The organism is Amycolatopsis sp. NPDC001319 (assembly GCF_042896185.1).
GTDB lineage: Bacteria > Actinomycetota > Actinomycetes > Mycobacteriales > Pseudonocardiaceae > Amycolatopsis.
This window is the reverse complement of the sequence record NZ_JBIAWY010000006.1, coordinates 383955-396620: the sequence shown is the minus strand read 5'-3', so window position 1 is coordinate 396620 and position 12666 is coordinate 383955. Positions and strand designations below refer to the sequence as shown.

At 72.3% G+C, this 12666-nt stretch carries 14 protein-coding genes; 13 read left to right on the top strand and 1 reads right to left on the bottom strand.

Going from position 1 to position 12666, the window contains the following annotated elements; genetic code table 11:
* Positions 1 to 79 precede the first annotated feature (79 nt).
* From ACFY1H_RS25280 to ACFY1H_RS25230, 11 genes are all read left to right on the top strand, one after another.
* Positions 80 to 1363 (top strand): NAD(P)/FAD-dependent oxidoreductase, encoded by a 1284-nt coding sequence (locus ACFY1H_RS25280; RefSeq protein ID WP_386950111.1) that lies wholly within the window; start codon positions 80 to 82, stop codon positions 1361 to 1363.
* Positions 1357 to 2091, top strand: coding sequence for a DUF1365 domain-containing protein (locus ACFY1H_RS25275; RefSeq protein WP_366582322.1), 735 nt, complete (start codon positions 1357 to 1359; stop codon positions 2089 to 2091). Before ACFY1H_RS25280 ends, ACFY1H_RS25275 begins: the two co-directional genes overlap by 7 nt.
* Positions 2084 to 2692: an ECF RNA polymerase sigma factor SigK gene (gene sigK / locus ACFY1H_RS25270; RefSeq protein ID WP_366582163.1), complete on the top strand. Its 609-nt coding sequence runs from the start codon at positions 2084 to 2086 to the stop codon at positions 2690 to 2692. The genes ACFY1H_RS25275 and sigK overlap by 8 nt, the downstream gene beginning before the upstream one ends.
* The gene (locus ACFY1H_RS25265) at positions 2689 to 3453 is read left to right on the top strand and encodes an anti-sigma factor (RefSeq protein WP_366582162.1); all 765 of its coding nucleotides are present in this window, start codon (positions 2689 to 2691) and stop codon (positions 3451 to 3453) included. Before sigK ends, ACFY1H_RS25265 begins: the two co-directional genes overlap by 4 nt.
* Positions 3454 to 3771: 318 nt before the next feature.
* Positions 3772 to 5073, top strand: a complete 1302-nt coding sequence (gene ftsZ, locus ACFY1H_RS25260) for a cell division protein FtsZ (protein ID WP_366582161.1) — start codon at positions 3772 to 3774, stop codon at positions 5071 to 5073.
* Between the two features lie 86 nt (positions 5074 to 5159).
* On the top strand, positions 5160 to 5867 hold the full coding sequence (gene pgeF / locus ACFY1H_RS25255) for a peptidoglycan editing factor PgeF (RefSeq protein WP_366582160.1): 708 nt from the start codon (positions 5160 to 5162) through the stop codon (positions 5865 to 5867).
* A gap of 43 nt (positions 5868 to 5910) precedes the next feature.
* The gene (locus ACFY1H_RS25250; protein WP_366582159.1) at positions 5911 to 6645 is read left to right on the top strand and encodes a YggS family pyridoxal phosphate-dependent enzyme; all 735 of its coding nucleotides are present in this window, start codon (positions 5911 to 5913) and stop codon (positions 6643 to 6645) included.
* 80 nt (positions 6646 to 6725) lie between these two features.
* Positions 6726 to 7322, top strand: a complete 597-nt coding sequence (locus tag ACFY1H_RS25245; RefSeq protein ID WP_366582158.1) for a cell division protein SepF — start codon at positions 6726 to 6728, stop codon at positions 7320 to 7322.
* Between the two features lie 126 nt (positions 7323 to 7448).
* Positions 7449 to 7724, top strand: a complete 276-nt coding sequence (locus ACFY1H_RS25240; RefSeq protein ID WP_091616814.1) for a YggT family protein — start codon at positions 7449 to 7451, stop codon at positions 7722 to 7724.
* 52 nt (positions 7725 to 7776) lie between these two features.
* On the top strand, positions 7777 to 8625 hold the full coding sequence (locus ACFY1H_RS25235) for a DivIVA domain-containing protein (protein ID WP_364052366.1): 849 nt from the start codon (positions 7777 to 7779) through the stop codon (positions 8623 to 8625).
* Between the two features lie 858 nt (positions 8626 to 9483).
* On the top strand, positions 9484 to 10215 hold the full coding sequence (locus ACFY1H_RS25230) for a hypothetical protein (RefSeq protein WP_386950103.1): 732 nt from the start codon (positions 9484 to 9486) through the stop codon (positions 10213 to 10215).
* A gap of 7 nt (positions 10216 to 10222) precedes the next feature.
* Here the strand turns inward: ACFY1H_RS25230 and ACFY1H_RS25225 are convergent, their stop codons facing one another.
* Entirely contained in the window at positions 10223 to 10960 is a 738-nt protein-coding gene (locus ACFY1H_RS25225; RefSeq protein WP_386950100.1) for an ArsR/SmtB family transcription factor, read from the bottom strand.
* A 66-nt stretch (positions 10961 to 11026) separates the two neighbouring features.
* On the opposite strand from ACFY1H_RS25225, the gene ACFY1H_RS25220 reads away from it, so the two are divergent.
* Together ACFY1H_RS25220 and ACFY1H_RS25215 are read left to right on the top strand one after the other, a co-directional pair.
* On the top strand, positions 11027 to 12415 hold the full coding sequence (locus ACFY1H_RS25220; protein WP_386950097.1) for an MFS transporter: 1389 nt from the start codon (positions 11027 to 11029) through the stop codon (positions 12413 to 12415).
* A gap of 23 nt (positions 12416 to 12438) precedes the next feature.
* Positions 12439 to 12642 (top strand): hypothetical protein, encoded by a 204-nt coding sequence (locus tag ACFY1H_RS25215; RefSeq protein WP_366582154.1) that lies wholly within the window; start codon positions 12439 to 12441, stop codon positions 12640 to 12642.
* The last annotated feature ends 24 nt before the right edge of the window (positions 12643 to 12666 follow it).

The window sequence follows — 12666 nt, the reverse complement described above, 5'->3', positions numbered from 1 at the left end:
CCCCCGGCGGCGCGGATGGGTCCCGGTTTTCGATCCGCCCGCCACCAATCCAAGGCGGCACCGGTCCCGAATCCCTGTCGTGCACCAGACCACGGGACACCCCACAGGACACCGGATCGCCGTCATCGGCAGCGGGGTCGCCGGCCTCACGGCCGCCTACCTTCTGCAGCGCCGTCACGAGGTGCTGCTGTTCGAAGCCGACCCCCGGCTCGGCGGGCACGCCCACACCCACGACGTGCCCAGCGCCCACGGCGGCACGATCGGCGTCGACTCGGGCTTCATCGTCCACAACGAACGCACCTACCCGACGTTGCTGCGCCTGTTCGGCGAGCTCGGCGTGCGCACCCGCGAGACCGAGATGTCGATGAGCATCCGCTGCGACGGCTGCGGCCTCGAGTACGCCGGCGCCAAGGGCGTGCGCGGCCTGTTCGCGCAGCGGCGCAACGCCACCGACCACCGCTACCTGCGCATGCTCACCGAGGTCAAGCGCTTCCACCGGCACGCGGCGCGGCTGCTGCAGCGCGAGGACGCCGGGGACGTGGGCCTCGGCGCGTTCCTCGCGATCGGCGGGTACTCGCGCTACTTCGTGGACCACTTCGTGCTGCCGCTCGTGTCCACCGTCTGGTCGGCCGACCGCGCCGACACGCTGAAGTACCCGGCGCGCTACCTGTTCGAGTTCCTGCGCAACCACGGGATGCTCACGGTGAAGAACTCGCCGACGTGGCGGACGGTCGAGGGCGGCTCGCGCGAGTACGTGGAGCTGGCCGCGAAGCAGCTCACCGCCGTGCACCTGTCCACGCCGGTGCGCTCGGTGCGGCGGACCGCGCGCGGCATCGAGATCCGCGACGACGCCGACACCCGCCACCGCGTCGACCGCGTCGTGGTCGCCACCCACGCCGACCAGGCGCTGCGGCTGCTGGCCGACCCGACGCCCGCCGAGCGCGAGGTGCTCGGCGCGTTCCGCTACTCCCGCAACGACGCCTGGCTGCACACCGACACGAGCGTGCTGCCGAACGCCGCGGCCGCGCGGTCGGGCTGGAACTACCGCACGCCCGGGTGCGGCGCCGGCAGCGACGCCGTGCAGGTGAGCTACGACATGAACCGCCTGATGCGCCTCGACGAACCCACCGGCTACGTCGTCACGCTCAACCCTCGTGACGAGCCCGACGCTTCGTCGGTCGTCGCGAAGATGACCTACGAACATCCCGTCTACACGCCCGAATCGGTTGCCGCGCAACGAAAGCTCGCGGCGCTGAACGACGGGGTCGTCGCGTACGCCGGCGCCTACCACGGCTGGGGGTTCCACGAGGACGGCTGCTCGTCGGGTGTCCGCGCGGCCGAGAGCTTCGGGGCGGGCTGGTGACCGCCGCGCTGTACGACGCCACGGTCGGCCACGTGCGCCGCGCCGACCCGCCGCACGCCTTCGTGCACAAGCTGTACCTGTGGCTGACCGACCTCGGCTCGCCGCCGCGGCTGCCGTGGTGGCTGCGGCCGTTCGCGTCCTTCGACGGCCGCGACCACTTCGAGCCCGGAGACGCGGGCGACATCCGGTCCAAACTGGACCGCTGGCTCGCCCACCGCGGCGTGGACCTGCGCGGCGGGCCGGTGACGATGCTCGCGTCGGCGCGCGTGCTGGGGTACGTGTTCAACCCGATCACCGTCTACTGGTGCCACACGCCGGACGGAGCGCTCGAGTGCGTCGTCGCCGAGGTCCACAACACCTACGGCGGGCGGCACGCCTACCTGCTGCGTCCCGACGCGGCGGGCGAGTCCCGCGCGGAGAAGGAGTTCTACGTGTCGCCGTTCCAGGAGATGACGGGGGAGTACCGCATGCGCCTGCCGCGGCCCGACGCGCTGCTCGACCTCACGGTCGCGTTGCACCAGGGCGCGAAGACACCATTGCTCGCTACGCTGCGAGGAGTCCGGAGACCGGCCGGCGCGCGTTCGCTCGCGCGGCTCGTGCTCGGCCGGCCCCTGCAGCCGCAGCGCGTGGCCGCACTGATCCGCCGCCACGGCGTCGCGCTGTGGCTGCGCAAGGCCCCGGTGGCCACCCGGACCCCGCAGAACTCGTCAGGAGCGCGCCATGGATGAGACCGCCCGCCCGCGCCCGGTCGCGGCCGTGCCGGCGGGCGACGAGCAGGCCGCGCCCACGGCCGAGGACCTCATGGCCCAGGTCGCCAAGGGCGACGAGCGCGCGTTCGAGCTGCTCTACGACCGGCTCGCGGGGCCGGTCTTCGGCCTCGTGCGGCGGATCGTGCGCGACTCCGCGCAGTCGGAGGAGGTGACGCAGGAGGTGCTCGTCGAGCTCTGGAAGACCGCCACGCGCTACTCGCCCGAGAAGGGCAGCGCGCTCAACTGGGCGATGACCCTGGCGCACCGCCGCGCCGTCGACCGGGTGCGCTCCGCGCGGGCCGGCACCGAACGCGAGCAGAAGGCGACGTTCGAGGCCGCGCGCGGCCGGCCGTTCGACGAGGTGGCCGAGTCGGTCACCGCCCGGCTGGAGCGCTCGCAGGTGCGCCGCTGCCTCAAGTCGCTCACGGAGCTGCAGCGCGAGTCGGTGCTGCTGGCCTACTACCAGGGCTACACCTACCGGGAGGTCGCCGACGTGCTGGCGACCCCGCAGGGGACGATCAAGACGAGGGTGCGCGACGGGCTGATCCGGCTGCGCGACTGCCTGGGGGTGACCGCGTGAACTCGCCGGAGATGCACACGTTGACCGGTGCGTACGCGCTCGACGCCCTGTCCGACACCGAGCGCGCCCTGTTCCGCCGGCACCTCGAGCAGTGCGAGGCCTGCGCGCAGGAGGTCCGCGAGCTGCGGGCCACCGCGGGCCGGCTCGGCTCGGCGATGGCCGAGGAGCCGCCCGCGTCGCTGAAGCAGCGAGTGCTCGCCGAGATGCGCTCGACGCCGCAGCTGCCGCCGCTGTCCGGACCCGAGCCGGGGGAGCGCTCGCGCGGGCGGCGCCGCTGGCCGCTGATCCTGGCCACGGCGGCCGCGGTGGTGGGCCTCGCGCTCGCCGGCGTGTTCGGCGGACTCGCCGCGACCACGCAGGGGCGCCTCGACGCCGCGCAGTCGCAGCTGGACCAGGCGCGCGTGCGCTACCAGCCCGTCGCGGAGATCCTGGCCGCCCCGGACGCGCAGGCGATCCACGGCACCGCGCCCGGCGGGGGAGGCGGCACGGTCGTCGTGTCGAAGCAGCTCGACCGCATGATGTTCATGGAGTCCGACCTGCCGCCGTATCCCGCGGGGCACGTCTACCAGGCGTGGCTGATGGGCCCGAACCTCGCGCCGCGCCCGGCCGGGCTGCTGCCCGGCGGGCCCGCGGGTTCGCTGGTGGTGGCCGACGGGCTGGCCGGTGCGGACCAGTTCGCGATCAGCGTGGAGCCGGCCGGCGGCTCGCCGACCGGAAAGCCCTCGTCCGACGTGGTTCTCGTGATGTCGATGCCGGCCTGATCCCGGGCCGAAGCTGCGGTGATTCCGTCGTGAGCGGCGGTACCGGTTTCCCGCCGGTGCCGCCGCTCTGGCGTTTTCCCGGTGCCATAGCAGACGAGTGGATCACGGGGTGATCGGGTTCCCGGCCTTGCGCCGTCGTTCGCGTTGTGGCAAAACACCTTTGCCGCACACGGCGTGGCTACTGGATTAGAGCCTGCCCGGTGCCTACCGTCCTGCTCTAACGCCGGTGGTTGACATAACTCTCATTCTCGGGTTGAGGGTGAGGGTTGCGGCCCCGGTGGGCAGCACGAGCACATCACGATCAGGAAGGCGGCCACGATGACGCCCCCGCACAACTACCTTGCGGTGATCAAGGTCGTCGGCATCGGCGGCGGCGGCGTGAACGCCGTGAACCGGATGATCGAGGTCGGCCTCAAGGGTGTCGAGTTCATCGCGGTGAACACCGACGCGCAAGCACTGCTCATGTCCGACGCCGACGTCAAGCTCGACATCGGCCGGGAACTGACCCGCGGCCTCGGTGCCGGCGCCGCCCCCGAGGTGGGGCAGAAGGCTGCCGAGGACCACCGCGAGGAGATCGAAGAGGTCATCAAGGGCGCCGACATGGTGTTCGTGACCGCCGGCGAAGGTGGTGGCACCGGCACCGGCGGCGCGCCCGTCGTCGCGCAGATCGCCCGCAAGCTGGGCGCGCTGACCATCGGCGTGGTGACCCGCCCGTTCACCTTCGAGGGCAAGCGCCGCGGCAAGCAGGCCGAGGACGGCATCCAGTCGCTGCGCAACGAGTGCGACACGCTGATCGTCATCCCGAACGACCGGCTGCTGCAGCTCGGCGACATCGGCGTGTCCCTCATGGACGCGTTCCGCTCCGCCGACGAGGTGCTGCTGTCCGGTGTCCAGGGCATCACCGATCTGATCACCACGCCCGGTCTGATCAACCTCGACTTCGCCGACGTGAAGAGCGTGATGTCCGGCGCGGGCTCCGCGCTCATGGGCATAGGGTCCGCTCGCGGTGAGGGCCGCGCCATCCAGGCGGCGGAGAAGGCGATCAACTCGCCGCTGCTGGAGGCGTCGATGGACGGCGCCCACGGCGCGCTGCTGTCGATCGCGGGCGGCTCCGACCTGGGCCTGTTCGAGATCAACGAGGCCGCGTCGCTGGTGCAGGAGTCGGCGCACCCCGACGCCAACATCATCTTCGGCACGATCATCGACGACTCCCTCGGCGACGAGGTCCGCGTCACGGTGATCGCGGCCGGTTTCGACGCCGGCGCCCCCACGCACAAGAAGCTCGACCCGCCGGCGTTCGGCTCGCGCTCGGGCGGCACCACGGCGTCGGCCTCGGCCGGGCACGTCGGCGGCTCCCAGGCGCCCGCGCCGTCGGGTGGCGCTACGCCGGTGCCGCCGGCGAGCAGCTCCGGCTACCCGGTGGCGCCGCCGCGCACGCAGCCGCCGCTGCCGCAGCCCGGCACCCCGCCGGGCGGCCTGCCCCAGCCGGGCGGCGGCTCGCGGGGCTACTCGCCGATCGGCTCCGGGCCGACGTCCGGCAGCCTGCCGAGCCGTCCGGCCACGGTGCACGACGACCCGTCGGACGACGAGGTCGACGTGCCGCCGTTCATGCGCCGCTAGGGATCCCGTTCACGCCGAAGGCCACCTCGACCCGACGTCGAGGTGGCCTTCGGCGTGTTCCGGCGCGTTTTGGAAGGATGGACCGGGTGCGAGTACGACGAGTCGTGACGACCAGGGCGGGCGGGGCTTCCCGGCCGCCGTACGACAGCTTCAACCTCGGTGACCACGTCGGGGACGAAGAGGGCAACGTGTTCGCGAACCGCGAGCGGCTGGCTTCCGAGCTGGGCCTGGCGCCGGAGCGGCTGGCGTGGATGGAGCAGGTGCACGGCCGCACGGCGACCGTGGTGGACGGCACCGAGGCCCGCGCCGCGGAGGCCACCGACGCGCTGGTGACGGACAAGCCCGGCGTGGCGCTGGTGGTCCTCGTCGCCGACTGCGTGCCGCTGCTGCTGGCCGACCCCGAGGCGGGCGTCGTCGCGGCGGTGCACGCCGGACGCGTGGGCGCGCGCATCGGCGTGGTCCCGGCGGCGGTGGCGGCCATGCGCGGCCTCGGCGCCGAACCGTCCCGCATCGAGGCGCTGCTCGGCCCCGCGATCTGCGGCGCGTGTTACGAGGTGCCCGCCGACATGGCGGCCGACGTCGAGAAGCACGTGCCCGGCAGCGCCTGCAAGACCCGTCAGGGCACGCCGGGGCTCGACCTGCGGGCCGGGCTGTGGCGCCAGCTGGCCGGGCTGGGCGTCGGGCGCATCGGCGTGGATCCGCGGTGCACGGCGGAGGACAAGACGCTCTTCAGCTACCGCCGCGACGGGACCACCGGCCGGATCGCCGGGATCACATGGCTGGAGGCGGCATGAGCACCTGGCTCGCTCGGGCTGCACGTGGAACCCGGGAGGCGGCGTGACGGAGGCCGGGCGGCGCGCCGAGCTCGCGGCCTCGCTGGCCGCGATCGAGGACCGGATCGCCGCGGCGTGCGCGGCCGCGGGACGCGCGCGTGACGAGGTGCGGTTGCTGGGGGTGACGAAGACCTTCCCGGCGTCCGACGCGGCGCTCCTCGTGGATCTGGGGCTGCGGAACCTGGCCGAGAACCGCGACCAGGAGGCGGGCCCGAAGGCCGCCGAGGTCGGGGAGCTGCGCCCGGAAGCCGCGCCGCGGTGGCACATGGTCGGCAGCCTGCAGCGCAACAAGGCGCGTTCGGTCGTGCGCTGGGCGGCGGAGGTCCAGTCGGTCGACTCGGCGCGGCTGGCCGATGCGCTGGGCCGCGCGGCCGGCAACGCGCGGGAGGCGGGGGAGCGGTCCGATCCGCTCGACGTGCTGATCCAGGTGAGCCTCGACGGCGACCCGGCGCGGGGTGGCACGCTCTTGTCCGACCTCGGCGCGCTGGCCGATCACATCACTCACGTGGGTGAGCTCAGGTTGCGTGGCGTGATGGCTGTCGCACCCCGGGAAGAGGATCCGGGCAGGGCCTTTGCCCTGCTTGCCCAGGTCTCGGAGCGACTTCGCAAAGATCACCCGAATGCCGCAGAAGTCTCCGCCGGGATGAGCCATGATCTCGAACAGGCGATCACGCACGGCTCGACGTGTGTGCGTGTCGGAACCGCGCTGCTCGGTGGGCGCGGTTTAGCCTCGCCGTAGGGAGTCCGCGTGGCCGTCACGTTTCGTGATCGGTCGGGTGGGGTAGCACGGTGCGGGAGCGGTTAGGGCTAGGGAGAGGCATGAGCGCGCTGCAGAAGCTGAAGGCCTACTTCGGGATGGTGCCCGCGGACGAGGACGGCTACGACGTCGAGGACGAGGATTACCGGCGTGACTACGACGACGAGTACGACTCCTACGACGAGCCGCCGGCGCGATCGCGCTCACGGTACCGCGAGGCCGATGACACGTACGACGAGCCCGCTCCGCGGACTCGCTCACGGTCGGTCACCGCTGCGGAACCGACCACGCACGGCGCTCTCGCCGTGGACCGCCAGCCCGAGCCCGTCGCCCGGCTGCGGCCGGTCACCGAGCCCGTGCGCGCACCCGTCCGCGATCCGTTGAGCCGCATCACCACGCTGCACCCGACGAGCTACGTCGAGGCGCGCGCGATCGGCGAGCACTACCGCGAGGGCATCCCCGTGATCATCAACCTCACGGAGATGGAGAACGCGGACGCCAAGCGGCTCGTCGACTTCGCCGCGGGGCTCGCGTTCGCGCTCCGGGGGTCGATGGACAAGGTCACCAACAAGGTGTTCCTTCTCTCACCGCCGGATGTCGACGTGACCGCGGAGGACCGCCGGCGGATCGCCGAGGGCGGGCTTTTCCTGCGCGGGTGAAGTGCGGCTGAAGTCCGGCGGACCGCTGGGCGCAGCCAGACGTGATTTTGTCGACTCGGCGCCACGCCGGGGCCGCTGGCTGCGACTTCCCCCGGCGTCCCCCGCTAGAGTGGTCGAGTGAATGCTGTGTGGCTGGTGGTCTGGTACGTGCTGTTCGCCTTCTGGCTTCTGTTGACGGCGCGTATCGTGATCGAGCTCGTGCGGACCTTCGCACGAGAGTGGCGTCCCGCCGGAGGGGTTGCGGTCACGCTCGAGACCATCTACACAGTGACCGACCCGCCGGTTCGTCTGTTCAGGCGAATGATCCCGATGGTTCGGATCGGCGGGATGGGACTGGACTTATCGATTATGGTGCTGCTGTTGGTTGTGTTCTTCGCGATGCAACTGGCAACTCCCAGGTGATCGGGGAAACTTGGGTGGACCCTGCAGGCCATGGAGTGCGTGAGGTGATCTGATGTCGTTGACCCCCGCTGACGTGCATAACGTCGCGTTCAGCAAGCCGCCCATCGGCAAGAGGGGCTACAACGAGGACGAGGTGGACGCGTTCCTCGACCTGGTGGAGACCGAGCTTGCCCGGTTGATCGAGGACAACAACGAGCTGCGCCAGCAGGTCGAACAGCTCGACAACGAGCTGGAGTCGACCCGCAGCGAGCTCGAGAACGCGAAGGTGAGCGGTCCTCCGCCGGTGCGGGACGAGCCGTCCCGCCGCCTGGCGCCCGTGCCGCCGCCGGCCTCGGCGATGGAGCAGACGCAGGCGCACTCGATGGTCGGTGACAGTGGCGAGCCGAACGTTCAGGCCGCCAAGGTCCTCGGCCTCGCCCAGGAGATGGCCGACCGGCTCACCGCCGAGGCGAAGACCGAGTCCGACGGCATGCTGGCGGAGGCGCGGACCAAGTCCGAGCAGCTGCTTTCCGACGCCAGGGCGAAGTCCGACTCGATGGTCAACGAGGCGCGCACCCGCGCCGAGACCATGCTGAACGACGCGCGCACGCGCGCCGAGACGCTCGAGCGCCAGGCGCGCGACAAGGCGACCACCATGGAACGCGAGTCGCAGCGCAAGTACACCGAGACGATGAACAACCTGAACGCCGAGAAGGGCTCGCTGGGCAAGAAGATCGAAGAGCTGCGCACCATCGAGCGCGAGTACCGCACTCGCCTGCGCGGCTTCCTCGAGTCCCAGCTGCGCGAACTCGACGATCGCGGCTCCGCGGCCCCGGCCTCGGCGTCGTCGAACTCGGGCCAGTCCTCCGGCTCCAGCAGCGGCCAGGGCTACTCGTTCGGCCCCCGCGCCGAAGCCGGCTGAGGTTCCTCGCTCGTCTGACGTTGGCTGACGCCCCGCCTGATCCGGGTTTCCGGGATCAGGCGGGGCTTCGTCATGCGCCTCGAAGGGCCGAGCGTCCTGCGGTTTCCCCATTTTCGGTAGTCGGCCGGTGGCAATTCGTGATCGGCCGTTTTGGTGACCCAGAAATGCCCCTGCGCATTCGGTGATGGAATGCGCACGGAATGTCGCGGTGGTGAATTCCGGGGTGGGCTTTTCGGGCCGGGAAACTGCCCGTTCGGGCTGACCTTGATCACCAGCTTTTCCGGGTGGCCTGGCGATTTTCCGGTGGTGATTCGGGGTCGTGCGCACGGAGCGCGCTGGACCGCTCGCGCTGTGCGAGACCGGGGCGCGAACGGTTGGTTCTGCGGGTCGGCGACGCGCCCGGGGTCCGGATCGACTTTCGGTGACTTGAGCCTCGCCGGCCGGATCACCGCGAGTGGGTCGACTCGGCGAGTAGCGACCCACGGCCGGCATGTGTTCCCCGAAGGCCCCGAGGCTCGTCGAGCGCAGCCGGGCGGAGTGATGGGGCCGCCGGGTCGCGCGGTGCGGGTTCGGCGAGGCCGGTGGAGACCGCGTCGACGGCGGCCGAAGTTCGGCGGAGGCGGGTTTGCCCGGTGAGTGCGATGGTGGGGTGGATTGACGGTTTGTGCGGTTCGGCGCAGATGATCAACCGCTGGGCGACTGGGTGTCCCGGTGAGCGGGTGAGGTGGGCGTCGCCCGGGGTGGGGTGGATCTTGAGGGCAGCGATGGTGGCGGGGTGGCCACGGAATGCAGCCGGTGCGGTACCCGGCGTGGGCGGGTCGTGACCCGGGATCCGGGTTTCGCGTGCTGTAATTCAGCGTGCTCTACATCGTCCTCGTTCTGGTGCTGGCGGCGCTCGCGCTGCTCGTCACGGCGCTCATCACGGCAAGCTCGCTGTGGGCGTGGGTCTCGATCGGCTTGTCGGTGCTCGCTGGGCTGATCCTGCTCGTGGACTGGCTGCGGAGGCGCAATCGCCTCGAGCCGGCTGAGGTCGGGGCGCCCGTCGAGGGTGGCGAGAAGGTCGCCGAGGTCGAGAACTTCGATGCCGAGCAGACCGCGTTGCTGCCGTCGCGGGGCGAGCTGGGCAATCCGGCCGATGTGCCTGAGCCCGAGATCGAGCCGGCGCCCGAGGCGGAGTCCGAAACCGTGCCCGCGCCGAAGCCGGCCGAGGCTGTTGCGGACAGTGAAGCCGCGGACGGCGCCGCAGCCGGTGAGGCGGCCACGGCGACCAGCGCGACCGCCGAAACTGCGACTGCCGCGACCGCCGCGACGGCCGGGACCGCAACCGCAGCTGCTGCCGAAAAGGCGCCGCCCGTTCGCGAAACGCCGCCCGCCGAGGAAGACACCAGCGCCGAGGACCTCGCGGTCGTCAAGGAGCTCGAGGACGAGGTCGTGGTGGTCGACGAGTACCCCCGCTACCACCTCGTCGACTGCCCCTGGCTCTCCGGCCGCGACACGATCCCCATCGGCGTCGGCGAGGCGCGCCAGCTCGGCTTCACACCGTGTGCGCGCTGCGGCCCCGACGCCGTTCTCGCCGCCGCGCACCGCTGACGAGCCGCTAGATACCCAGGATCTCGCCCAGCGCGGCGCTTCCCGCGGGCGTCAGGCGGACCGCGCGGTGGGCCTGGGCGCGGCGGCGCAGCCAGCCGGCGTCCAGCAACCGCTGGGCAGCGGCCGCACCGAGCGCGCCGGCCAGGTGGTGCCGCTGTTCGCTCCAATCCAGACAGAAGCGCAGCAGCGGCCGCCGCGCCGCGGAAGCCGCCTCGAGGTCGACGCCCAACGCGGAGAACACCGTCTGAGCGGCAGGCCCCAGAACGTACGGATGATCCGGCAGCTGCGAGGAAATCCGGTCGCCCGGCCGTCTCGCGTTGGTGGGGTCACCGTCCACAGTGGCCAGTGCGCCGCGTGAGACGAGAGCCGCCGTGATGGCGACGCCCAGCTGCCCGGCGACGTGGTCGTAGCAGGTCCGCGCCGAGCGCAACGCGGCCGCGCGCGTGCCTTCGCGCAGCGAACGGACCGGTCGCGCGGGGGAGAACCGCGCCAGGGTCTCCAGCAGCTCCGGGGCCGCGCCGGCGAGGCGGTAGAAGCGGTGCCGCCCGGAGCGTTCGGCGGTGACGAGGCCCGCGTCCAGCAGTTTGGCCAGGTGGGAGCTGGCGCCCTGCGCCGACAGGCCCGCCTCGGCGGCCAGCACCGACGCGGCCAGCGCGCGGCCGTCGCCCAGGGCGAGCAGCACGCGCACCCGCGCCGGGTCGGCGAAGAGGGCCGCGGTCGCGGCGATGTCGGCGTCTCCGTCCACGACGTCCAGGGTGCCCCCGCGACACTTCCACCGCGACGGAAGCGTCCGCGAGGTCCACTGGAGACCATGAGACCGGCGCTCCTGATCACCCTGTGCACCGGGATGTTCCTGGTGCAGCTCGACGTGACCGTCGTCAACGTCGCGCTCCCGACCCTCGGCGAGCAACTCCACGCCGGACTGAGCGCGCTGCAATGGGTCGTCGACGGTTACTCCGTCGTCCTCGCCGCGCTGCTGCTCGCGGGCGGCGCGCTTGGCGAGGTCCTCGGCCACCGCGGCGTGGTGCTCACGGCGCTGGTGGTGTTCGGCGCCGCGTCCGCTGCGTGCGGGTTCGCCCAGTCCGCGGCCTGGCTGGTCGCCGCCCGGGCCGTGCAGGGAATCGGCGCCGCGCTGCTGCTGCCGGGGATGCTCGCCGTGATCAACCAGCAGTGCCCCGATCCGGGCACCCGGGCCCGCGCCCTCGGCGTCTGGGCCGGCGTGTCGGCGCTCGCCCTGCCCGCCGGCCCGCTGCTCGGCGGGGCGCTCGTCTCCGTCGCCGGCTGGCGGCCCGTCTTCCTGCTCAACGTGCCGATCGTCGTGGCCGCGGCCTTAGCCGTGCGCAAGCTGGTCGGGCCCGGCGCCCGCACCCCCGGCCGCATCGACGTGCCCGGCGCCGCCACCGCCGCGCTCGCTCTCGGCGCCGGCGTCTACGCCGTCATCGGGCACCAGCCCCTCGCCGCGGGCATCGCCGTGACCGCGGCAGCCGCCTTCCTCGTGATCGAACACCGCTGCGAAGCCCCGATGCTGCCGCTGGGTCTGCTCAAATCCCGCCGCACCGCGGGCGCCACCGCCATCTCCGCCGCCATGAACTTCGTCGGCCTCGGCTCGGTTCTCGTCTTCACCCTCTACCTGCAGAGCGTGCTGCACCTCGAACCGCTCGACGCCGGGCTCGCCCTGCTGCCGCTCTTCCTGCCGCTGGTCCTGCTCGGCCCGCTCAGCGGCCGCCTCACCGCCAAACTCGGCCCCCGCCCGCCGATCATCGCCGGGCTTGTCCTCGGCGCTCTCGGTCTCTTCGGACTCCTCCGCGTCGACACGTATCCGACTCTCCTGCCCACTCTCCTCGGCCTCGGCGCCGGCATGGGCCTGCTCACCGCCGCCGTCGTCACGGCGGCCGTCACCGACGCCCCGCCCGAACGCGCGGGCATCGCCGGCGGCGTGAACAACGCCGCGCGCCAAGCCGCGGGCGCCCTCGGCGTCGCCGTTTTCGGCGCCGTGGCAGGAGATCCCACACACCGCACGACCTTCGCCCACGGCCTCCACGCCCTCGGCGTCCTCTCCGCCGCCCTGTGGCTCGCCGCCGCGGCCCTCGCCGCCGTCACGACCGGCCCCCGGGCCACTGGTGCGAATGGAACAGGTTGGCCTCTCCGGGCTCGGGGCACGTTGTGGAGGAGCGCGGCACGCGACGGGAGGGTTCGTTGACGGGACGGGCGGCGAGGTGGTTCGTGCCGTGGCCGATGCCGCGGAAGACCGCGCTGCTCGTGGCCTCGGTGTACACGACGTTGGCGGTCGGCTGGCCGGCCGTGGGGTTGTTCACCGTCCTCGGACCGGTCACGGCGTGGTTCAACGTCTTCTGCCTGGTGCTCTGGACGGCCAACGCGGCGTTCTACTGGATCGCGTACGTGCGCGCCCGCCGCACACAGCGGTGACGCCGGCCGGCGCGGCTTTGCGCG